Origin of the sequence: Holospora undulata HU1 (assembly GCF_000388175.3) — a bacterium.
GTDB lineage: Bacteria > Pseudomonadota > Alphaproteobacteria > Holosporales > Holosporaceae > Holospora > Holospora undulata_A.
The window spans coordinates 1-21,518 of the sequence record NZ_ARPM03000048.1 but is presented as its reverse complement, the minus strand read 5'-3'; the positions used below and the strand labels follow the sequence as shown (position 1 = coordinate 21,518).

The window sequence follows — 21,518 nt, the reverse complement described above, 5'->3', positions numbered from 1 at the left end:
TATGAAAGTGTATATTTATATGATTCTGATTACAGCTTTATTATTTTTAATATACAAGGCTAGAAAGAAACTGCATGGCTTCAAAATTCCATTATTTCAATTTACATGAGATCTAGAGAAATCTTTTATTAAAACATTAATTATTATTTCAGGAGGGGATTTCAATGCTGTTAAACATTTATTTTGACACTTTCAACACTTATGGTTGAGCCCCCCCCCCCAGAAGACAACGGTATCGTCAAGGAAGTCGATGAATTTTGGCATTATTTAAAAAAAAGAAGCAAAAAATTTGGATTTTTAAAGCTTGAATTTCTAAATCCTAGGATCGTGCTGGAAAACGGATTATCAATTATGAATTGGTGATCGTTCGCGTCAAACATTCAAACGACTTTTTGAACGATTAAAAAAATGGAAAATTTTATTTTATTGCGCAGATCATTGGGCAGGTTTTAATAAAATTATTCCAAGCCCTCGCCTCTTTCAGGGAAAAGATAAAACGTTTTCTATTAAACAAAACAACGCTCCACATCGCCATTGGTTTGCAAGATTTTACCCTCCCCTTGCAAACACGCGATCACTTGAAATGCTAGAGGGAACACTGCTTATTTTTGCGGCACTTCATGTTAATAAAACATTGAAAATTAATCACGCTATCTTTGGTTAAAAGCCTCAAAACAACCAGATACGAAAAAATTGGTAAGGGGTAAATTTATGACGAAATATTTTCGCACTCCACAGAGCCTTGAGTACAGATTAGTCGTTTAATAATTTATATTATAACCTGTATTCATGATTTAGCTACCCTTCTTAATAGGATCATGGAATGGGCTATCATAATCATCTTTTCAGCAGTCGCTATGGCAATTTCATAATCTTTAGATACCCTTCGAAAAGGATTTAGCCATGCAAACGTTCTTTCGACAATCCAACGCTTTGGCAAGTATAGCTTATCTTTGAGATATACGCTCTGAGATTTCTATAATTTTATTCAATAGAGTTCTCACAAATTCCTCCATGGGTTTTCCATATCCAGCATCTGCACACACTCAATGTAGGATAATTTTTGTACCGCTTCCTAAAAAACTCTGCACCCAGCACCTGTGTCATTGGCCTTATGAACCGTGATATGGATCAGATTGCCTTGCCTATCAACAATACTATGCCGTTTGCGTATCTTTTTCCCCCATCTATACCTATTTTTTCTGAGGCTCCTGTGGGGTTAACACTTTGTGAATGATGCTATAGCTGGGATTTTTACTTCTTTCATACTTAATTCGGCTTGTCTTAACAAAGTTCATGCATCACTTTTTCCCATACACCCTTAATTCTATATCGTCTATAAAACGAATGTACCGTCCATTGACAACCGCTCTTGATTATATAACATACTGCTTTACCCCCTCTTTTTGTTGTATTTTCTTCTATTTCTGTAATTCCCGCTATCAAAATGATGCTTTATCACATTCCACCCTCTCTTTTAAATCGCTTGAATAATTCATCTTCTACACCTTCAAGCCTTGTATATTACACCTTTTTATTCATGAATACAGATTCTAAAAACGAAAATCAAACCCGTTTGCGCTTATTTGTTTCGAATTCTATTCACACAATATAAATTTTTTTTGCACTATACGTAAAATATTTAGTTATTGACTTTTATAATTTTTGCACTTAATTTCGTCAAGTAAAATAACAATTTCCCAATTGATCATGCTCACACAATCAAAACATATTTCAATCCTTGTTTTCTGCATTTTCTTTAATTTCGGCACTCAAAATACAGCTCAGGGCTCAGACCAAAGTTTAGATAGTTTGTTTTGTTCAGAAAACCTCCCAAAAAGCTCCAGCGAAGTCACTATTACCGGAACCCCCCTGGACGTTTTACTCCTAGGCACCCTGCCTTACCCCCCTGTCGTTTCTAGCGTGCTAGACAACCCTTTTGACACCTCAAACATCAACATCTCGTTTGCACCAGCCACTGATAACGTCTCGGTTCACCCAAATAACGAAGCACAAAATATTTCAAATTTTGAATTTTCCCCATCTTTTACCCCTATCCCTTCATCAAAACAGCCGTTCAGCTTCGAATCAAATTTTTCAGCGCCCCCACACAATATTTTGGATAAAAGCCACCCCAATACCGCTTTCCACACCAATAAAATCCAATCAAAAAACCAATCAGAAAAAATCTCAAAAAATCTTCAACACACTGAACTTACAGCAAAAAAAACTAAAAAGGAAAGTTTGCTTTCAAAGCCCTCTCAGTTAATAAAAAAAGCAAACTCTAATAGAAAAAGAAATTTACAAAAAAAATCTCACTTTGAATAAAAAATGTCACAATTAATAACCAGAAATATTGATTTTTTTCTCTTTTTATTCACGCATTTTATTGTAAAATCGTATATGCAATGAAAAAAGCACTTAGATAGCAATGTAATGAAGACTGTTTTGTCCCCACAACGCTATCTTAGTATGGATCTTCCCGATAATCGCCAAATAAAATTCCTTAATTGTGAATATTATCTATGTTGTATTTCTTAAAATTTTCTTAATTTAAATTCTATGCTACTAAATTTTTCCTAGATTCATTGGCAATTAATCTTGTATTTTCAATCCCGTCATTCCTAAAAAAATTAATGCCCCTGTAACGCATCATTAAGATAAATACAACTTAAAATCGAAAAAACGTAAGCTTGCAAAAATGCAATAAACAATTCAAAGCCGGTAAATATTACATTAAGAACCATCGGAACGATTCCCAAAGGCCCCATCATAATAACAAAAGTTCCAATAATCTTCATCATGCTATGACCAGCTAACATATTTACGAATAATCGAACAGATAAGCTTACGGGACGAGAAATATAAGAAATAACTTCGATAGGTACCAAGACCGGCGCGATAACCCAGGGAACATCTTTAGGGAAAAATATACGCATGTACCCCACGCCTTGTCGATACAATCCCACCGCTGTTGCAAAAACAAATAATATCAACGCAAGCGTTAAATTTACGATTAACTGTCCGGTTATTGTAAATGCGTAGGGAAACAACCCCAAAACGTTTCCAAGAAATACAAAAAAGAACGCAGAGCAAATCATAGGAACAAACGGCACCCCCTGAACGCCGTTCACTTCTTGTACCATCTTTTCTAATAAATATACGGGAAGCTCTGCAGCACTTTGCCAGCGAGAAGGAACAAGAGACAAGTGACGCAGCCCCCACTTAAAAAACAGCAAAACCAAAAAAGTAATCAAAATCATGTATGCAGAAGAGTTGGTAATGGAAATATCGATCCCCAAAAATTTTAACGGAAATAAAGTTTTTACCTGAAATTGAGCTAACGGATCCATGAAAATAGGACTTTATAAGTTATTGAACACTGAACAGAATTATACCAAAAAATTCTTAATAAAAATAGTACGCTCCCGTCATCACGTTCTAATTAATTGAAGCAGTAGAATTATTATAACAAAAGATTTTAACGCTCACGATTTTTTCATCTTAGCACATCCAAAATTAATGAATAAAACCATGCATTAATTTTCAATGGGGGGATATAGTTATAAAAAATTAGAAAACCGAGCCCTCAATCTGAATCGCTTTGTACTGCAGTTTTTCCCTCGTGTTCAAACGTCAGCACCCATCTTATGGGGGAGGAGAATTTCTCTCTGATTCAAGTGACTAATCGCACCCCCTGTGTGGTCTAATCCCGCACAGATCCGGGAATAAATTTACCAAGATAAAATAAGGTAGAGATGAATTCAAATCATTTAACCTGCTTTTATGCTTATATCACATTACCATATTTAACCTAATCCCCTGTTCTAAAATTTAGATTTAGTAATTTTTGAATACAAACAAACTTACGAGCACAGCGTAAGACAGTCTTGACGCGCTCAAAAAATCCTTTATAATTAGGGAAATTTTTTAGATGTGTGGAAGTAACATTATATTGACTATGCTCTTTTATGACACGTTATCATTCCCTATGACGCAGCATCCGCGATCTTGGGTTTTTTCTTGCTATCACGCTTACATGAAACAAATTTTTTCCTCTCAATGTATTGATGATGGATTCCGTGAAGGGCATAAAGATTTAGATTTTTTACTGAGTTATTTTATTCAGAGATTTGATCTTAACCAATCTTCTTGTTCAGATTCTTTTATTTTAAGTGAAAAAGCTCCCTACATTTTGCGTGTTCTGAAATCTTTAATTGACGCAACTGTGCGCACTAACCTTTACGTCCCAGAAGCTAAGGTTTTCACCATTAAAATTCATCATGATCTGCACAATGTTACGGAAATTTATCGCACACCTGGAATGATAGAGCTTTTTGTGTTTCACCCAGATGTGGAAGGTGTGCATTTGCGTTCGTCTTTGGTGTCTCGCGGAGGAATCCGTTTATCCGATCGGGAAGATTATCGCAAAGAAGCTTTTGATTTATTGCAAACCCAACGATTGAAAAATGCTGTGGTAGTTCCTGATGGTGCCAAGGCAGTATTACGTATAAAAGAAAATACATCTTCAGAGCAAGGATACCGTTTGTTTATCCAAGGACTTTTAGATGTTATGGATAATTTGGACGATCAACATAAACCTGTTCCAGCGCAGAAGGTTCGCGCTTTAGATGGCGTGGATTCTTATTTGGTTGCAGCACCCGACAAAGGTACGGCATCTTATTCAGGAATTGCAAACGAAATCGCACTAAGATCTGGGTTTTGGTTGAAGGATGCCTTTGCTTCAGGGGGAAAGACAGGGTACGATCATAAAAAATTGGGGATTACTTCTAAAGGAACTTGGGTGTCTGTAGAAACACACCTTAACCACCTGAAAAGAGATATGGAAAAAGGTGAGCCCATTTCTATTGTCGGAGTTGGAGATATGAGTGGGGACGTGTTTGGGAACGGACTTTTATATTCACAAAACATCAAACTTCTGGCAGCCTTTGATCATCGTCACATTTTCTTAGATCCAAATCCAGACCCTGAGCGCAGTTATAGAGAACGGTGTCGTTTATTTCATCTTCCTAAGTCTTCTTGGATGGATTATGATGTCAGCGTTTTGTCTCCTGAAGGAAAAATAGTTCCAAGAAATAGCGCGCCCGTTGCGTTATCCCCTGCTTTAAAGAAAATGCTAACCCTGTCTTGCGATTTTATAACGCCACAAGATTTAATTCTTGCGCTGTTCAAAATTAAGTGCGATGTTTTGTGGCTGGCAGGAATAGGAACTTATGTCATAGGAGATCAAGAAAAAATAATAGGTGACGAGGGAAATACCTTGCTTCGTATTCCAGGAAACAAGGTCGGCGCAAAAATCATTGCAGAAGGCGCTAACTTAGGATGTACACAAAAAGGACGCATAGCCTTTGCTCAAGCAGGAGGAATTGTTAATATAGATGCTATAGATAACTGTGCGGGAGTTTTGTGTTCAGATCACGAAGTAAATTTTAAAATTTTATTCCAAAGCATCCCTATAGATGAAGAGAATAGAAATGATATATTACAAGAAGTAACTCCAGAAATGGCTCGCGATGTATTAAATCAAAATTATTGGCAAAATATTAGCCTGTACAGGTTGCAAGAAAAACATCCTCATCTTACGCGCTCTGAACTAGCTGTAAATTTTTTGGAGGCTAAAAAAAATCTTAAAACTCATCTTAATAAAGTAAATTTTCAAGAGACTCATTGGGACTCTTACCTTTTGGCGTATTTTCCAAGCTTAATACAAGAAAAATTTTTTTCTTACATCTTAAGGCACGTACTACGACAGGATCTTTTGTGTACGATTCTTTCTAATCATCTTATTGATGTTTTACCAACATTTTGGATAGGAAGGTCCACGGACCCTCTTCAGGCATTAAATTTATATCATGTATTTGAACTGTCCCGTGTACGTCAGATGGTAGAAAATTTTAGAAACGACACAAAAAAAGTTCATGACTATCTTACACTAATTGAAGAAGTTTTTGGTAAGCTTTGCGACAATTGTTTTAAGGAAAGTTTAAAGCAATATCAAGATTTTAGAGATGAACTAGAACACTCCTCTGGAGATCTTTCCAGTTTATGGAAAAACTTCAACTCGCAGTGCCAGTTTATTTTTAAAGACAATTTAACTGAAGTAGAAGCCCATCATTAACTGCACCGTATCTCTTTTTTAGATTTTTTAAGACGCGTACTTGAATGATTTTTTCTCGCTGACAGCTTGAATGTATTTTTTGACGTCTGAATATTTCATTCGGCGATAGCTGTCTGCGTTCTTAGCAATACATTGAACTGCTTTTAAATTTCGACTATGTCCAGGAGCGTAACTTTCAATAGATGCAATACACGGCGCACCAAGAGTCATAAAGTCTCCCAAAATATCCAAAATTTTATGCCGTGCACATTCTTGAGGCAGACGAAACCCCTCTGGATTGATCGTTGTTCCATCTTCTTGTAACACAACTGCACACTCTAAGTTTCCCCCTTGAATCAATCCCTTTTGACGCATAAGTTCTATTTTTGAAAGCTGAGAAAAAGTACGCGCTGGCGCAATATTACGATAAAAATCATCTTTTAGAAAAGAAAAGTTTGCCTCTTCTTGATAAATACTCGTCAAAGGAACACTTACATGAATAAAGGGAAGTCCTGGCGTAAGTGTAATGTAGCTATTTCCCTCTGAAACGGAAATGGGTTCTTGTAGAACAAGGTACTCACTTTCTTCTTTGAATTCCTTCAATCCCGCCGCATGCAGCATGGAAGAAAAATGTAAAGCGCTTCCATCAAAAAATGGCAACTCTTCTTGGGAACACTCTATAATGATATCCGTCACCCCCAAACCCAAACACGCAGCCAAAACATGCTCCACCGTTTGAACACAAAACGTACTAGAAAATCGTAAGACCGTATGAAAATTTTTAATTTCAATATAACAAGGGTGCAAAGGATAAACAGAACCGGAACGACGAAAACATATCCCTGTTCCGCTGGGTGCTGGAAATAACTTTAAAGTGCTAGCAACACCTGAATGAATCGTGATCCCTTGATCTTGAATAGCGCATTGAATTGTTTTTCGGTACTGATACATCGTTTTAATAGGTAAACCACTCCACTATAGATTAATCGCAAAATATCAAAATCACAAAAAATATTATTGTAACATTTTGTAACAAAAAGAATTATTTAACCTTTTAAAAATTTTTATCTATTATTAACAGTGGTCGTGATAAAATCCTAAAAGGGTAAATGGCCTGTCCAGACATGAAAAAACACATTTACGCTTCACTGAAATCTTCTTTTTTACGCTCTAAAGAAACCCAGTACGTTAATGAATATACCCTTTGGAGATCTTTGCATCACGATACCATAGATCCCGTTTTACAGAATCTATTTGAAGATGAAGAGTCGTACAATTCTTCCTTGGATACTCACTTTGCATAATTTTCCATTTTTTTTGACAAATGTCAATTCTTACACTAATTTTCGTCTTTTTTCAGAGAATACCTTAATGCACAACAAGTCAATAAGAACAGCATTCCTGCGTAAACATAACCATGCCAATTACGATACGAAGGAACTGGCGCGGGTAAAAGCGTATCAATATATCCTTGACGCTTCAATGGAAGAATCGCCAACGTTCTTCCCATACCATCAAACACGGCAGAAATTCCAGTATTTGCAGCGCGCAAAACTGGAAGACCTGTTTCGATAGCACGAAATTGAGCACTGGCCAAATGTTGAAAAGGGCCAGGGCTATACCCAAACCATCCATCGTTTGTTAAATTTAAGATCCATTTAGCCCTTTGATCCCTGTTAGAAAAAGGAAAAATAATTTCGTAACAAATTTTCATGATACACGCTGGAGCGTCCAAAACATCAACAGAAGCATCATTTTCTTTTTCTTGGTCTACATCGCGCTCTCCAGGACTTAAAGCATCTAGAAGCTTTTTAGGAAGCACCATAGATAGGTAAGAACGAAATGGAAGATACTCTCCAAATGGAACAAGATGTTGCTTACTGTAAACTAGCTTTCGTTCTCCTTGAGAAGTAACCTGAATAATACTGTTAAGAGATTGCTTTTTATCATGTATTAAAACTCCCGCAATCAAATGCGTTGGCTCTTTGCGTGTTTTTGCCAAAGGAATCACTCTTTCAAGCGCGTAACTAGGAACAAAAAAAGGAACCGCCGTTTCTGGCCAAATAACGTGAGTAATAGGAATATTCCCTTTCTCATCAGAAAGTCTTGTTAACGTATTCCAATTTATAGAAATCTTTCGACTATCCTGTTTTTCATTTTGTGGAATATTTGGCTGCACCAAACGTATTCCTTTCTTTGAATGAAAATAAATATGAATGTTATACAATCGAAACAAAGACCAAGAAGATACTCCTGCCAGCCCTAGCGCCATAAAAATTACCCCCTTCCACCAAGAACGCTCTGTGGAGCACTTTAAAAAAAATCTTCCAGGCCAACTTAACACTCCTAACGTTATAAGCCCCAACCCATAACTAGATAGTAAACTAGCACTTTGAGCAATCCACAAGCTTTGCGACCAAATATATGCAGTAAGATTCCAAGGAAAACCTGTAAACAAAACTCCCTTTAGGTACTCCATTAAACTATATAAAACGCACCACATAATGCCAAAAGCTCTAGGAGACGACCAAAATCTGCGCTTTCCCCACCAAAGTATTCCGCTCATTATTCCAAAATAACAAGAAAATACCGCAGGAATCCCTGTTACACAAAAAGGCCAAAACCATGCAAACCGCAAAGAATCTACCCACAAACTTTCACCAATCCAAAATACGCTGGCAGCATGCCAACCAAACCCCCACATCCACCCAATAATTAGAGCTTCTTTTAATGTTTTACTGTGGTAAATCCCTGTTATCAATGCTCCCCAAGTCCAAACTAATACCCCCCACAGATAAAAAGGTCCCCAAGCTAGGGCAGAAAATGCTCCCCACACTATCCATGTCCAAGAAGTAGCAGGCCCTTTTTTTAAAAAAAGGTAATTTGTTTGCTTCAAATATTCCATAACGTTTTCTCTAATAAAAAAATCAAGAATTTTTAGGCTTTAAACTTTTTTCTACAAGCGCTATTCGTAAAAAAATGAGATAAAAATGTTTCCACCGATCATTTGTTTATTTATTCCCTTCAAAATTTCCACAAAAACACCTCTCTTTCTTGAATAGCACGCTCTAGCGCTGGAAGGTCTAAAACGAGCACACTGTGCGCCTCTATCCCCATCCCCTGAAACCCTGCTTTATACAGTGCATCCACAGTATCAAAACCTATTACAGGCAAATCTATAGCGCGAGATTGGCCGACTTTTGCCATTTTAACATAGACAGGTTTTGGAGTTAACCCCCCCTGTTCTGCTAAAAGACCGCAACGCGTAATACACGCGTCGGTTCCTTCTGCCGCTTCAATTCCTAAAACTCTTTTGCCCTGAATAGCAAGTCCTTGCCCCACATCCCAGCAAGACAAATCTTTCAAAATTTTTATCCCCTTTTCTATATCTTCCAAAGCGTGAAGATTGGGAGATCGTGTTCCAATTCTACCCTTTTGAGTTAAAAGACCTGGAATAATATCCTGAATCTTTACTAATACCAAGCCTTGCTCTTGAATAAATTCAAGCAACGCAGTCAATAATGCGTTATCTCCAAACCAATTCACTCCCAATCGATACAACAATTTTCTACCAAGTGTATCCAGACGCAAATTAATTAATTTTGGACGATAAAACTTTCCCACTAACACGATATGCTTAATACAATGATGCTGCAAAATTTCTACAGCCTTTTGCACCTGTCCTAAATAAAGCCATGCATGAGAAGTGTCTTTTATTAGATGCTCTGGAGTAATTCCGTGATAAGCCAAAATAAAAACACTCCATCCTTGATTATTTAATGCATCTTTGATCGAAAATGGAAGGTCTCCTTCTCCCGCCACTATAGCTATTGACTTGTTTACTACTTGCATGATGAAGAAAAATTCAACTGATTAAATTGGTAATTTAATTGCTTTTGAGCACATTCTTGACGTTGCTTTAGCGTAAAATAACACGGAAGAATATTTTTTCCTTCTTCTTGTTGTTGATCCTTACTTATCCAGGGCACGCAAGAAAGAGGAATTTCTTTTAAGCGCTCTACCTCTTTTTCAGACTTCCACCATGTGCCAACAGAACAGCCTAAAAGGTTACCGAAACTTCCAAGGCTTACTATTTTCAAGACAATAAAAATTTTTTTTTTTATTTTTATTCCAAAGATAGTGCGTACTTGTTTATTTTTTATCTTCCTCATTTTGTATTCCTCTTATTCTGAAGATGACGTAATCCATTCTTCTTTTTCCCACTGTTTATTGTGGTATTTCCATATCCAAGATTCTTTCCATTTTCTAGATTTTGAAAAAAGCACAGCATGTTCAAAAGCTTGAATTTCTTCTGTTTCTAGCATCCAAATCCAGCAAGAAAATGCATCAATATCCACTACATCCGTGTTTACACAATTCGTAAAAATCCCATACTGAGAATGATTTCTATTCGCACATTCCTGGGTAATCCACACAGGATGATCTTCTGGATTTTCATCCTTCAACTCATTTCCATGAGCCAAAAAAGACTTGGAGCTAAAAGTCCACAATCGATCGTCCCACAATTCTATTTCTGGTATTGACTGATTCAAAATACTGCATCGCTTGCGCTGAGCAAGGATTTTTTCAACTACATGGGGCAAAACTTTTTCCTTAGGTTGAAGCGTATTACACCAATACATTACACAATGTCTTGCTTCGTCTTTCAACAAAAAAATTCAAATACTATGCAAAATTTTATTTTGGCAAACTTTCCATTTTTTGTAAAGCTATAGCTTTTTCTTAATTTTTTTTTCTAGCGCTTTTTTTAAAGAAAGATTAATAAAATAATTTTTTCGCCGATCTTTTGTTAACTAAAAACGGAAAATGAAAAACCATTCTTTTTAATTAATAATATTGTTTTTAATTTAATATACTTAACTAATATTGAACTTTTGTTACAACGGGTTCTTGATTTTTACAAAAAAATATATATAATTTTTTAGTAAACACTTAAAACACATTAATATGAAAAAAATATTTGTTTTTTTATTTTCTATGGTCGTTTCTGCTTCTTACTCCCCAGCATTTTCAAACGACTATTTAAAAATTTTTATTGAGAAACTAAAGAATTTTACAAAAGGAAAAACTTTAATAGACGCTCTCCAAAAAATCGACTATTCAATATTTTTCAATCAACTCATACAAACGAATAAAGAAACAATAAATTTTCTAGAAAATATTTTGACAGAAAAAGAAAATGTAAATTACACATATCGGAATTACTCTTCTATAAAAATGGATTTAATAAAAAATATTGATTCTGTCACGAAAAGAATAAATGAAATAAATAACTACATAGAAGAGGATCGAAAAAATTATCAAGAAGAGCTAAATACTTTAGAAGAAAATCACAAAAAATATCAAAAGAGCTTAGATTACTTCAATGAACAAGAAAAGTTTAATTACAAAAACATATTAAACTACCAATTAAAAAATCAAAAAACCGTAGAAATTTCATTAAAAGAAGATAAGAAAAAACTCGATTATAGTTTCAATTGTAATAGTGATAGTCAATTATTTAATAATAAAACATTAAATGATGCAATTAGTATTTTATTTCCTTTTTTAAACACAGAAAAACATCAGTTAGCAGATGATGGATACTGTTTTGGGTTTGCTAAGTACGCAATAAAATATGGATACGAAGAAACAACAAAAATATTACACCTTTTTACAAATCAATGGTCTGATGAAAAAATAAATGAAAATTCCAATTTAGTAGCCACCTTTATTCAAAAAATAGTTAACAAACAATTAGGATGCAAATTTCTTTCACCTAGTGAGTTTTCATTCTCTCAAGAAAATTACACTCAAATTTTAGAGATAAAACTATTCCAACCTTTATTAAAAGAACAATCGTTAATGCCTGTTGCATTTTTTATTTTCAACTATCTTAAAAATCTAGAAAACAATTCCCCCACTCCTGCCCAAATCATCCAAAATAACGAAACCAGTCTTAATAAAAAAAATGTTTCTGTTGACGATAAAAACGTTACTCGCTCTTCCGTTGCACCAAAAGGATCAATTTTTAGATTTTTCCATTCTGTTTTCAACTATATTAAAAAGCCAAAAAACAATAAAGAAATCCCTCCCACTCCTGCCCAAATCATCCAAAGTAACGAAACCAGTCTTAATAAAAAAAATGTTTCCGTTGACGATAAAAACGTTACTCGCCCTTCCATTACACCAAAAGGATCAATTTTTAGATTTTTCCATTCTGTTTTCAACTATATTAAAAAGCCAAAAAACAATAAAGAAATCCCTCCCTCTCCTGCCCAAATCATCCCAAGTAACGAAACCAGTCTTAATAAAAAAAATGTTTCCGTTGACGATAAAAACGTTACTCGCTCTTCCATTACACCAAAAGGACTACTTGTGGGCTTTTCCCCTACAAATGAACAATCAGGACATGCTGTTTCATTTGTTAATGTAAAGAACGGTTATGCTGCATTGCTTGACGCTAATCACTCTTTATTAGAAAACGATATGATTTTTCCATTAAATCCAGAATCAATCGCAAAACATTTAGAACAAGCAATTAAAAAAACTTTTCCTAATCATTACTTTTCTTTCTTCGATATTGCTTGTGTCAAGTTTTCTCCAAAAAAACGTTATAATTTTGATGATTACCTCTCCCAAATGATTCTATGAGATATAAATATTTTTAAAGTTTTAATAAAAATCCTATAGACGCACGCCTTGACCCCATAGCACTCAAGGCGAAAATTATTCTTCATACCTTAGTATTGGTTCAGTAACATTGATTTCAGAGTCTAGAGACCATGGAATCTGTTTCCCTAGCTTTGACAGTGCGTTTTTTACATCCTGATAAGGCTGTGAGTTTTTTAAGCTTGAGCAATATAATCGCTCTTGAGCTCGGGTCATAGCAACATACAGTATTCTTCTTTCTTCTTGAGATTGTTTTTCAATATGACGTAAATTCCAAGGATCTTCATCCTCTTGTAAGATATTCAGCTTCCAAGGTCCGTCCTTTGTATAAGTAAAATAATCTTTACTGCGTATTTCCATAGAAAGATCCGGTATAATAACTATAGGAGCCTGAAGACCTTTTGAACCATGTATAGTTAATACCCCTATCCCCTTTTCAGTTTTTTGCTTAAAAGTCAAGGAAACTAAAGAAAGCATTTCTATCCATTGCATCCAGCCTTTGCCCTGCTCTTGACAAAAACTAAATAAAAGTGCCAGCACTTTATCTAAAATTTGTGCCGTGTCAGGCCAAGCTCCGTACCGCTTTTGAACCCACGGTGTATATATCCACCACTGCATAAATTGAAAAGGAGTACTTTCAAAAAAGAAATTTTTCCAGTGTTCTAAAGTTTTCACATAAAGAGCCCAAGGTTCTGTTTGAAGAGATCTTAAATACGTCCAAAGATTTTTTATTCCAAAGGATTTAAAAGAAAATATAGAAAGCAAATCTTTTTCACTGATGCCAAACAAAGGACTTTTTAGAACATGAACTAAGCTCCAATCATCATAAGAATTTAGTAACCAGTAAATTAATGCCAAAATATCCTGCACTAAAATTGTATCTTTCAAAACCGTTGTGCAGGTTTCGCGAACAAAAAATCCTTGAGAAATAAGTTCTTGAGAAAAAGTTTCATATAAACTGCATCGTTTAGACATTAAGATTAGAATATCGTCCTCTTTAATGACACTTCCTGTACATCTTAAAATCTCTTTTTTTTCTATCCATTGCCGAATACGTCGAACCCAAAGCTTTGCAAGGAGTATTTTTGAAGATTTTTTTACAGAAGAATCTAATATAGGTAAAAGTTCTACCATCCCCCCTTGCTGATAAGGAAGAGCGGTATGAGGCTTAAAATCCATACAAGTATCTTTTTGAAATACTTCATTAACAACGTTCAAAATACAACTGTAAGAACGAAAAGAATGGGTAAGATCTAGTAAATCAAAAGGAATTTCGTGGTATTGAGCATGGCTTTGAAAAAAATTCTTTGCCTCATAAAACTGTTCTAAATCTGCACCTTGAAACCCGTAAATGGATTGTTTGGGATCTCCTACAACAAAAAGCGTTTTGTTGTGTTGACCATTCCACACCTCACTTAAAAGCTCTAAAACTTTCCATTGCGCTGGACTGGTATCTTGAGCCTCATCTACCAATATATGATGAATTTTTCGATCAAGTTGACTAAAAACCCATCCCATATGACGTTTGTCTTCAAGTAATTCGATAGTTTTATAAATAAGATCTGAAAAATCTAAAAAACCATTTTCTACCTTATATTGATGATAGTGAGAATAAATTTCAGAAAACAGATGACAAAAGTCTTGAGTATCTTGCCACGCATGAATGTGCCGTTCCTGATATAATGCAGTTTTTAAGTCATGTTGCGCAAATTCAAGCCACTGTTTTAGATGCTCTGGAACCTTTACCGAGAGCAATTTTTTTCTAGGCGTTCCCTTTTGGGTTAAAAAAAATGCTCTATATTCTGGGCGATCCCATGAAAGCTCTAATCCTTTTAAATGGGACACGCTATATTCTTCTCCTAAATATTCAGTAAGTTGAGCCAGCACTCTTGGACATAACAAAGCAGGAGGAGACAATTCAGAAGGTTTTGGATGCTTCGTCGGAAAAATGACCTCTTTTGATCTATTCCACAAAAATTGAAGATGCGACGTAATTTGGTGTAAAGTATACCGAGTTGCAAGACGAACCAACGCAGACTGAAGCTCTACGGAAGCTGGATACGCTGCAGAACAAACCCACTCTTGCTGCTGATTCCAAAGAGATACACCTTGATTTTCATCTAAAATTTTAAAATTTCCAATTATTCCCGCTTCTAAAGAAAAAGTTTGAAGAATATTTTGACAAAAACTGTGTAAAGTTTGAATATTTAAAGAAGTATCTAAAATTTCAGACCATAATTTTTGAGCATAAGATATTTGATGGGGATGGGCAGGCCCCCCTAAACACATCGTTAATACTGTTTTACATCGATAAGAAGATCTCATAATTTCTTCTAACAAACTGTACAACCGCTGAGTCATTTCTTTCCCTGCATGCTGTGTAAATGTCAAAGCAACAATACGTTCAGGGCGAACCCCTTCCAATAAAAGCCGCAATATTCGATAAATAAGTATGAAGGTCTTTCCTGTCCCAGCACAAGCATGAACCCAAATATGCCTATGGGGATTAAGTGCAGTATATTGAGTTTGAGTAAGCATAGTTCAAATTTTTTAAACCCCCAGCACTAAAAAACTCATAAAAAAATCAACGTGAAAATTTCTATTTCAAAAAATTTTACTTTTTTATTTTTTTTCTACAGACGAATCACACTCCCCGCAAGCAGAATAAACTCTTATAAATGGAAGAAATAATAAAGAGATAACTACAGGAATACATACGGCAAAAAATGCAGTATTAGGAGAATAATATTCCCAAACCGTTCCCATAATAAATGCATTGGAAATTAAAATAGCAGTTCCTGAAACAGAAAAAAACACTCCAAATCCAGTACCTTGTAAGTTAGAAGGCATGCTGGAAGACAAAAACGCCATCAATGCCCCTTGTAAGCTATATTGCAGTCCATAAAAAAGAACACCTAAAAAAATTCCCCACTGCCAGTATCCAAAAAAACCAAAACTCACCATAGAGCTTAACAGTAATAAAGCACACACCAACACGGCTTTTCTTCGATCACCGTAATCGGATAACCATCCTACGGGATAAGAACACATTGCGCACAAAACGTTTTGTAACGTCATGATTATGGCTCCCAATTGACCAGGGTGCTTTAAAGGAATTCCTAAAAAATCTGAAGAATTTTGTAGCGCCGCAAAATTCATCATAAAAGCACCACTAAAATACCCCATTTTTAAAAAAAAAATACACAAGATAACTTTCCAAAAATTCCAAGAAAGCTTTCCAAGATCGTTAAAAATAGAATTCCAGACGTCGCGAATATTTCTAGAAGAAACACTTACTTTCTCTTTTTTTTGTGAAAAAGAAACATCTTTTACCCCAGGTTCTCTTACGCCCAGCAGCAAAAGCACAAAGCTTAAACAAGCCAAGAGCCCCGCATACAAAAAAATTTGCTGAAAAGTAACCTGGTGACCGTAAAAGAAAAATAAAAAAATTAAAAGCCCCGATCCTAAAGTAGATCCCGTCATCCCAAGCGCTTTATTTAATCCATAAAATTTCCCCAAAGATTTTGCAGGAGCGATATCAGCAATCAGAGCCTCTCTTGGACTGGCCTGCACACCGTTTCCAATTTTTTCTACAACTCTAGAAAAAATTATCCATTCAAAACTGGATGCTGCTGCCAATAATAACCGCGCAATAGCACAAATACCGTACCCTATCAATAAAAATCGTTTTCTTCTTTTGATCACATCGCTTAATAGCCCCGCTGCAGCACGACATATCAAAGACAACCCCTCAACAATCCCCTCAAGACGTCCGATAGAACTTTTTTTAAAAGACAAAAATGGCAAGCAGGTAAATACCACCACAGAAGAACAGTTCAAAAAAAACATTCCTAAACTTAAAATCCATAATGCCAGAGGTACACCGAAAAAAGATCTTTCAGTGTTATCCTTTAAAACGTTCGGCGTTTTCATACTTGCTCCTTTCAAAATTTTTTTAATTTACTGCTTAAAAAATTTTAATATACCGTTTATACCATACATAACTTCACCTTATTAGGTTGTATTTTCTAAAGGAAAAATTCCAAAAAACGCACTTCTTTATTTTAAAATATTTATTAAAAATTTCAAAAATTATATTCATTGATGCGCTCATAAAGATGTTTTTTGAAAGGAATGGTTTAAAATATAAGAACGCAACTCAAGCACGCCCTCTCTAGTGGTGGCACTCACCTCAAAACAATCTGTTTTGGATTCTTTTAAAGACAAAATTTTTCGCTGAGCAGAAATAATCCGATCAATTTTCGTATAAATACATTTAACAGGAACAAAAGATCGTTGCAAAAAGTCTATGACTTGAAGGTCTTGAAAATGAACGTCACGCCTACTATCTATTAGTAAAAAAACCACACACAAATTACTTCTTGTTAACAAATAGTCTACTACATGTTGGTGCCAAATATTTTGGAGATTTTTTGGGACGCAAGCATAACCGTAACCTGGTAAATCTACGTACCTTATCCCTTTTTGAGCTTGATAAAAGTTTATGCTTTGCGTACGCCCTGGAGTTTTTGAAACTTTAGCAAAACCTTTCTTTTGCATCAGGGCATTAAGTAAAGAGGATTTTCCTACATTGGACTTTCCCCAAAACACGAACTCTTTTCCAGAAATCTCAGGCCAATCTTTAGAGAACAAAACGCTTCGCAAAAACTGACATTCTAAAACGGGATTAGATCTTAACATTTTTCTTCTTGAAATTCATGAAAAACAAACATTAATTCTGAAACACACTTAGCCCCCCCACATTCCCAGGGTATTTCCTCTGCCTTAATATGCGTCTGGTCCCCAAGATCATTTTTACGTCTTCCTAAACGATACAGGCTATATCTTCCACATTTTCTATACATGATTCCCCACTAAGTTGAAATATCTAATTGAGTATTGTTGTGCTATTGTCAAAATATTGTTCCAAGTCCAATAAATAATCATTCCTACAGGAAATTGCGCCATCATATAAACGAAAAGCGCCGGAAGCCCATAGCTTAAAACCCATTGCTGAGACCTATCTAAGCTGATGTTCTGAGCGGAAGAAGCGCGCTGCTGAATAATCATCGTCACCCCCATCAATAAAGGCCATACCCCAACAGCAAATGATGCAGGCAATTCAATAGGAATCATTCCAAACAACGTAAGCACCGAAGTGGGATCTGGGGAAGATAAATCTTGAATCCACCCCCAAAAAGGTGCATGACGCATTTCTATGGAAACGAAAAGTACTTTATACAAAGCAAAAAACAAAGGGCACTGTAATAACATTGGCCAAATACTAGAAAAAGGATTAATCTTTTGAGCTCGGTATAACTCCATAATCCCTTGATTTAGAGCCATTTTATCATCTTTAAACTTTTCTTTTAACAAAACCAATTTAGGCTGAAGTCTCTGCATAGCCGCCATAGATCGAGCACTCTTCACCGCTAAAGGAAAAAAAAGCCCTCTAACGCACACAGTTAGTAACAAAATCGCCGCTGCAAAACTTCCAAAACAAGTTTTAAAAAAAGACAGTATATAAAAAACAGGCTTGGTAATAAAATAAAACCACCCAAAATCTACTGCAAGGTCAAACCGTTGAATTTTATGGGTATGCCCATAATAATCTAAAATCTTAACTTCTTTTGGACCAAGAAAAATACTCTGGACTTGAGCGTACGTTTTTTGAGGTAAAACTGAAACAACTTTCTGTTTTAATGACACATTATACATATCTTTTAAATTTTTTCGCGCCTCTCCTTCTAATGCTTGAGCCCCTGAATCCCCTATCAACGCCACTAACCAATATTTGTCTGAAATTCCTGCCCAATTTCCCTTTTTAAATTCTCGAGAACCTTTCTCTAAATCTCCGTAACTTATATTGCTTAAAACCCTATCACATACCGCAACAGGTCCTTCATAGGATAACCAATGATCAGCATTTTCTACGGGACCTTGACGAAAAATATCCTTTCTACACTGTACAAAAAAAGGTTCATTGGTCGTGTTTTTTACCGTCTGAACTACTTTTAGCATATATTTCTGGTCGAAAGAAAATTTTTGTTCGAATTCAACCCCTTCAGAATTACACCACTTCAAAACAATTTCTTTTTCAGAAGATTCTTCAGCTACGCGCCACACTGTGGTATTAGAGGGGAAAAAATTATTAGATTTTTTAGATTCTCGATCTTTTGGCTCCCACCCCATAGAAACCCAATAAGCACAGCGCGTACCATAAGGACGCAACACGCGAACAGGAGCTCCACCAGACGTATGTTCCTTATAATCGGTTAACGCCAAATCATCCAAGATCGCCCCTTGCAAACGAATTTTTGCTTTAACTACTTTATTAGATAGCGTAACGTGCTTGGATTCTAAGGACTGATCTTCAGAAACAAAACACGTCACAGGAGCCTTACTATTATTCTTGGGAACAGATTCCCGCACTAAATTTTGAGAAGGCAAATCAAACTTAGGTTTTAAAAATAATTCATACCCCACCCACACAAAAATGCAGGCTCCAAAAGCAACCAAGATATTTTTATACTCACCCATTCTCTTTACCTACCTTATTATTATCACATTGACGTTGCAAATACGTTATCTTTAAATTGCGCACAAAATCTTCAAAAAGAGACAATAGATCAGAAAAACTTAAGTCCATGATAAAACGATTCTTCACCACACACACCACCCCCACGGGAACTGTGACATAGGGAAAAATCAAAAAGAAACAATGACGAATACGGCGCTTAATTGCATTGCGCATCACAGAAGAACATTTTGCACACTTAGCGATCACTACCGAAAATCTTAGAGCTTCCTCTGCCCAAGGAATCCAACGAAAAACAATACCAAAATCACGCTCTAAATCAAACTTCTTAACGTAAGCTTTGTTGCGAAATAAAACTGAACTTTTTTTTGAAAGGCGCTGAAATTCCATAGTGCGCACCCCCCTTTCTAAGCGGACAATTTCTTTCTTCCCTTACGACGCCTTGCAGAAACAACACGCCTTCCTCCAACGGTGGCCATTCTGGACCTAAATCCATGCCTTCTGCTGCGCACTAAACGACTAGGTTGAAAAGTTCTCTTCATAAATAGACCATCACAATAACTATCTGTTGCGTCTATTCTAGGTCTAATATTCTTAAAAGTAAAGACCTTTTTTTAAAGTATCTAACTTTTATCATACGTGTATTAAAATGTTAAACAATATTAAAAAATATTAATAAAGTTTTTTAATATTCAAAACAAATTAATTAAACAATAAAAATTCTATATTTAAAAAAAATTTAAACCAGTTAATTAAAAAAATACACTTCACTTCTTGCACGCTTAAGAAAATTTAAAAAACACCTCCACAACGCAAACAAAAGAACTCATCATGTACAAGAATTTTTTTGGATAATAAATTAATTAAAAAATTGCTTAACTTTTTTTTATCGCGCGAGACTCATGAAACGTCAAATATAACGTTGCAGGAATAATGAATCCCAACCCAAACAATACGTTAATGGAAGGTAGTTGATTAAAACACAAAAAACTTGCAATACAAGAAAAAATTGTTTCACTGTATTTAAAAGGCTGTAATGCACTCATTTCGTAAGAATCAAGAGCTTTTAGTAAACAAAAAAACATTATGTTTGACCCAATTCCCAGAATAAAAAGCATAAAAAATTCACTCAAAGACGGCGTCTTCCAATTCAAAATTACAAGTGGCAACAACCATATGCAGGACCACATCGTAGGCATAAACATGGTAGAAATAAAACTTTCTTTTTGAGTCAAAAGCTTCTTATTAACAATATCTAAAACAGCGAAAATAAAAGTTGCCAATAACGCAACAAATATAGACGCATTTGCACCTGTAAAAGAAAAGTTAACGCTTACAGCCACCCCAAAAAAACCTAAAAAAACCGAAACCCACCGAGCAATACTAAAAGATTCCTTTAGTATCAAGCTAGCCAAAATAGTAACAAAAATAGGTGTAAGATACCCTACACTAATAACAAGTGGAATGGGAAGCTGAATCAAACTATAGCACCAAGGAAGCATGGCTAAAGCAAACAACCCTCCCCTTACAGCATGAACGTAATTTTTCTTAAAAGCACTCAGTTGAAAATGTTTAATAAACAATGGGATAAGAGAAAGGGTAGCAAAAAAAAATCGAAAAAAAAGAATATTAATATCCTTTAAATGAGACCCACTAAGCCCAGAATATTTCACAATAACATCATTTACTGAGCTAGTAAGACACATTCCTAACATCCAAAACATGCCCTTAAAAAAAGAATGTATTTTCATAATATATATACTTGAAATTTTAAAGTAAGAGCGGGCGAAGAGATTTGAACTCTCGACCCTAACCTTGGCAAGGTTATGCTCTACCCCTGAGCTACGCCCGCTTACATTTTTGAATTCTAACAAAGATTTTAATTTTTTACAAGAGGTTTAAATAATAAAAAATTACAATCAGAATGCAATAAACAGGGAACGGGAAAAATTTGACTAAAAAATTTTTTAAAAAAGAAAATGAATTTAAAGCCTCTGTTGAGCAGCAGAATAAACTGTTAAGCGATGCTAATTGCTAATTTATTATTCAGAATAAAAATGAAAATCAGCTCAAAGATGCACAAAATACATACTCCCCCTCACTTTTTTGAAGGGTCTTTAAAAGATCCGAAAGACAGGCTATTTTATTAAAAATAAACAACAATGTTTAATGCAAATGAACCTTCGTACT

Annotated in this window: 21 protein-coding genes, 1 tRNA gene and 1 pseudogene; 6 read left to right on the top strand and 17 right to left on the bottom strand. The window is 35.3% G+C overall.

Annotated elements, in window-relative coordinates; genetic code table 11:
• Positions 1-183: 183 nt before the first annotated feature.
• Positions 184-363: a hypothetical protein gene (locus K737_RS09820; RefSeq protein WP_161630392.1), complete on the top strand. Its 180-nt coding sequence runs from the start codon at positions 184-186 to the stop codon at positions 361-363.
• 424 nt (positions 364-787) lie between these two features.
• Here the strand turns inward: K737_RS09820 and K737_RS10825 are convergent.
• Positions 788-940: pseudogene (locus K737_RS10825) on the bottom strand (transposase); the annotation flags it as partial.
• Between the two features lie 44 nt (positions 941-984).
• Positions 985-1,107 carry a hypothetical protein gene (locus K737_RS11335; protein WP_268743835.1) on the bottom strand — a complete coding sequence of 41 codons (123 nt, stop codon included), beginning with the start codon at positions 1,105-1,107 and terminating at the stop codon, positions 985-987.
• A gap of 7 nt (positions 1,108-1,114) precedes the next feature.
• On the opposite strand from K737_RS11335, the gene K737_RS11330 reads away from it, so the two are divergent.
• Entirely contained in the window at positions 1,115-1,237 is a 123-nt protein-coding gene (locus K737_RS11330) for a hypothetical protein (protein WP_023492277.1), read from the top strand.
• Between the two features lie 473 nt (positions 1,238-1,710).
• Positions 1,711-2,328: a hypothetical protein gene (locus tag K737_RS09815; protein WP_006304437.1), complete on the top strand. Its 618-nt coding sequence runs from the start codon at positions 1,711-1,713 to the stop codon at positions 2,326-2,328.
• A 305-nt stretch (positions 2,329-2,633) separates the two neighbouring features.
• Here the strand turns inward: K737_RS09815 and K737_RS00700 are convergent, their stop codons facing one another.
• Complete coding sequence (locus K737_RS00700; protein WP_006304436.1) at positions 2,634-3,353, bottom strand: F0F1 ATP synthase subunit A; 720 nt, start codon at positions 3,351-3,353, stop codon at positions 2,634-2,636.
• Positions 3,354-3,934: 581 nt separating this feature from the next.
• Here K737_RS00700 and K737_RS06635 point away from each other — a divergent pair.
• Positions 3,935-6,139, top strand: coding sequence for an NAD-glutamate dehydrogenase domain-containing protein (locus K737_RS06635; RefSeq protein ID WP_024161323.1), 2,205 nt, complete (start codon positions 3,935-3,937; stop codon positions 6,137-6,139).
• A 27-nt stretch (positions 6,140-6,166) separates the two neighbouring features.
• On the opposite strand, the gene lpxC is transcribed toward K737_RS06635, so the two are convergent.
• Positions 6,167-7,069 (bottom strand): UDP-3-O-acyl-N-acetylglucosamine deacetylase, encoded by a 903-nt coding sequence (gene lpxC, locus K737_RS00690; protein WP_006304434.1) that lies wholly within the window; start codon positions 7,067-7,069, stop codon positions 6,167-6,169.
• Positions 7,070-7,227: 158 nt separating this feature from the next.
• Here lpxC and K737_RS00685 point away from each other — a divergent pair, with 158 nt between their 5' ends.
• The gene (locus tag K737_RS00685; protein ID WP_006304433.1) at positions 7,228-7,422 is read left to right on the top strand and encodes a hypothetical protein; all 195 of its coding nucleotides are present in this window, start codon (positions 7,228-7,230) and stop codon (positions 7,420-7,422) included.
• A gap of 35 nt (positions 7,423-7,457) precedes the next feature.
• On the opposite strand, the gene lnt is transcribed toward K737_RS00685, so the two are convergent.
• The 4 genes from lnt to K737_RS00665 form a co-directional block, all read right to left on the bottom strand.
• Positions 7,458-9,014 (bottom strand): apolipoprotein N-acyltransferase, encoded by a 1,557-nt coding sequence (lnt, locus tag K737_RS00680; RefSeq protein WP_161630391.1) that lies wholly within the window; start codon positions 9,012-9,014, stop codon positions 7,458-7,460.
• Between the two features lie 128 nt (positions 9,015-9,142).
• On the bottom strand, positions 9,143-9,970 hold the full coding sequence (locus K737_RS00675) for an LpxI family protein (RefSeq protein WP_023492272.1): 828 nt from the start codon (positions 9,968-9,970) through the stop codon (positions 9,143-9,145).
• Positions 9,961-10,290: a hypothetical protein gene (locus K737_RS00670; protein WP_006304429.1), complete on the bottom strand. Its 330-nt coding sequence runs from the start codon at positions 10,288-10,290 to the stop codon at positions 9,961-9,963. Before K737_RS00670 ends, K737_RS00675 begins: the two co-directional genes overlap by 10 nt.
• A 12-nt stretch (positions 10,291-10,302) precedes the next feature.
• Positions 10,303-10,761 (bottom strand): DNA polymerase III subunit chi, encoded by a 459-nt coding sequence (locus K737_RS00665; RefSeq protein WP_024161322.1) that lies wholly within the window; start codon positions 10,759-10,761, stop codon positions 10,303-10,305.
• Between the two features lie 355 nt (positions 10,762-11,116).
• On the opposite strand from K737_RS00665, the gene K737_RS00660 reads away from it, so the two are divergent.
• Positions 11,117-12,772 carry a hypothetical protein gene (locus K737_RS00660; RefSeq protein ID WP_152531008.1) on the top strand — a complete coding sequence of 552 codons (1,656 nt, stop codon included), beginning with the start codon at positions 11,117-11,119 and terminating at the stop codon, positions 12,770-12,772.
• 75 nt (positions 12,773-12,847) lie between these two features.
• Here K737_RS00660 and K737_RS00655 read toward each other — a convergent pair whose 3' ends face one another.
• The 9 genes from K737_RS00655 to K737_RS00625 form a co-directional block, all read right to left on the bottom strand.
• A complete protein-coding gene (locus K737_RS00655; RefSeq protein WP_006304422.1) occupies positions 12,848-15,328 on the bottom strand; it encodes a UvrD-helicase domain-containing protein in 2,481 nt (826 codons plus the stop codon).
• A gap of 84 nt (positions 15,329-15,412) precedes the next feature.
• Positions 15,413-16,723: an MFS transporter gene (locus K737_RS00650; protein WP_006304421.1), complete on the bottom strand. Its 1,311-nt coding sequence runs from the start codon at positions 16,721-16,723 to the stop codon at positions 15,413-15,415.
• A gap of 177 nt (positions 16,724-16,900) precedes the next feature.
• Positions 16,901-17,491, bottom strand: a complete 591-nt coding sequence (gene yihA, locus K737_RS00645; protein ID WP_006304420.1) for a ribosome biogenesis GTP-binding protein YihA/YsxC — start codon at positions 17,489-17,491, stop codon at positions 16,901-16,903.
• Positions 17,485-17,655: a hypothetical protein gene (locus tag K737_RS09810; protein ID WP_023492271.1), complete on the bottom strand. Its 171-nt coding sequence runs from the start codon at positions 17,653-17,655 to the stop codon at positions 17,485-17,487. Before K737_RS09810 ends, yihA begins: the two co-directional genes overlap by 7 nt.
• Complete coding sequence (gene yidC, locus K737_RS00640; protein ID WP_006304419.1) at positions 17,648-19,330, bottom strand: membrane protein insertase YidC; 1,683 nt, start codon at positions 19,328-19,330, stop codon at positions 17,648-17,650. The genes K737_RS09810 and yidC overlap by 8 nt, the downstream gene beginning before the upstream one ends.
• A complete protein-coding gene (locus K737_RS00635; protein ID WP_006304418.1) occupies positions 19,323-19,718 on the bottom strand; it encodes a ribonuclease P protein component in 396 nt (131 codons plus the stop codon). Before K737_RS00635 ends, yidC begins: the two co-directional genes overlap by 8 nt.
• A 17-nt stretch (positions 19,719-19,735) precedes the next feature.
• Positions 19,736-19,870, bottom strand: a complete 135-nt coding sequence (gene rpmH, locus K737_RS07230) for a 50S ribosomal protein L34 (protein WP_006304417.1) — start codon at positions 19,868-19,870, stop codon at positions 19,736-19,738.
• A gap of 333 nt (positions 19,871-20,203) precedes the next feature.
• Positions 20,204-21,052 carry a DMT family transporter gene (locus tag K737_RS00630; RefSeq protein ID WP_235075640.1) on the bottom strand — a complete coding sequence of 283 codons (849 nt, stop codon included), beginning with the start codon at positions 21,050-21,052 and terminating at the stop codon, positions 20,204-20,206.
• A 56-nt stretch (positions 21,053-21,108) separates the two neighbouring features.
• Positions 21,109-21,180: transfer RNA gene (locus tag K737_RS00625), tRNA-Gly, on the bottom strand.
• Between the last annotated feature and the right edge of the window lie 338 nt (positions 21,181-21,518).

Coding starts and splice junctions, on each gene's coding strand:
- K737_RS11335 (WP_268743835.1), bottom strand. CDS start 1,107: ATGACACAGGTGCTGGGTGCAGAGTTTTTTAGGAAGCGGTACAAAAAT.
- K737_RS11330 (WP_023492277.1), top strand. CDS start 1,115: ATGAACCGTGATATGGATCAGATTGCCTTGCCTATCAACAATACTATG.
- K737_RS09815 (WP_006304437.1), top strand. CDS start 1,711: ATGCTCACACAATCAAAACATATTTCAATCCTTGTTTTCTGCATTTTC.
- K737_RS00700 (WP_006304436.1), bottom strand. CDS start 3,353: ATGGATCCGTTAGCTCAATTTCAGGTAAAAACTTTATTTCCGTTAAAA.
- K737_RS06635 (WP_024161323.1), top strand. CDS start 3,935: ATGTGTGGAAGTAACATTATATTGACTATGCTCTTTTATGACACGTTA.
- lpxC (WP_006304434.1), bottom strand. CDS start 7,069: ATGTATCAGTACCGAAAAACAATTCAATGCGCTATTCAAGATCAAGGG.
- K737_RS00685 (WP_006304433.1), top strand. CDS start 7,228: ATGGCCTGTCCAGACATGAAAAAACACATTTACGCTTCACTGAAATCT.
- K737_RS00675 (WP_023492272.1), bottom strand. CDS start 9,970: ATGCAAGTAGTAAACAAGTCAATAGCTATAGTGGCGGGAGAAGGAGAC.
- K737_RS00670 (WP_006304429.1), bottom strand. CDS start 10,290: ATGAGGAAGATAAAAAATAAACAAGTACGCACTATCTTTGGAATAAAA.
- K737_RS00665 (WP_024161322.1), bottom strand. CDS start 10,761: ATGTATTGGTGTAATACGCTTCAACCTAAGGAAAAAGTTTTGCCCCAT.
- K737_RS00660 (WP_152531008.1), top strand. CDS start 11,117: ATGGTCGTTTCTGCTTCTTACTCCCCAGCATTTTCAAACGACTATTTA.
- K737_RS00655 (WP_006304422.1), bottom strand. CDS start 15,328: ATGCTTACTCAAACTCAATATACTGCACTTAATCCCCATAGGCATATT.
- K737_RS00650 (WP_006304421.1), bottom strand. CDS start 16,723: ATGAAAACGCCGAACGTTTTAAAGGATAACACTGAAAGATCTTTTTTC.
- yihA (WP_006304420.1), bottom strand. CDS start 17,491: ATGTTAAGATCTAATCCCGTTTTAGAATGTCAGTTTTTGCGAAGCGTT.
- K737_RS09810 (WP_023492271.1), bottom strand. CDS start 17,655: ATGTATAGAAAATGTGGAAGATATAGCCTGTATCGTTTAGGAAGACGT.
- yidC (WP_006304419.1), bottom strand. CDS start 19,330: ATGGGTGAGTATAAAAATATCTTGGTTGCTTTTGGAGCCTGCATTTTT.
- K737_RS00635 (WP_006304418.1), bottom strand. CDS start 19,718: ATGGAATTTCAGCGCCTTTCAAAAAAAAGTTCAGTTTTATTTCGCAAC.
- rpmH (WP_006304417.1), bottom strand. CDS start 19,870: ATGAAGAGAACTTTTCAACCTAGTCGTTTAGTGCGCAGCAGAAGGCAT.
- K737_RS00630 (WP_235075640.1), bottom strand. CDS start 21,052: ATGTTTTGGATGTTAGGAATGTGTCTTACTAGCTCAGTAAATGATGTT.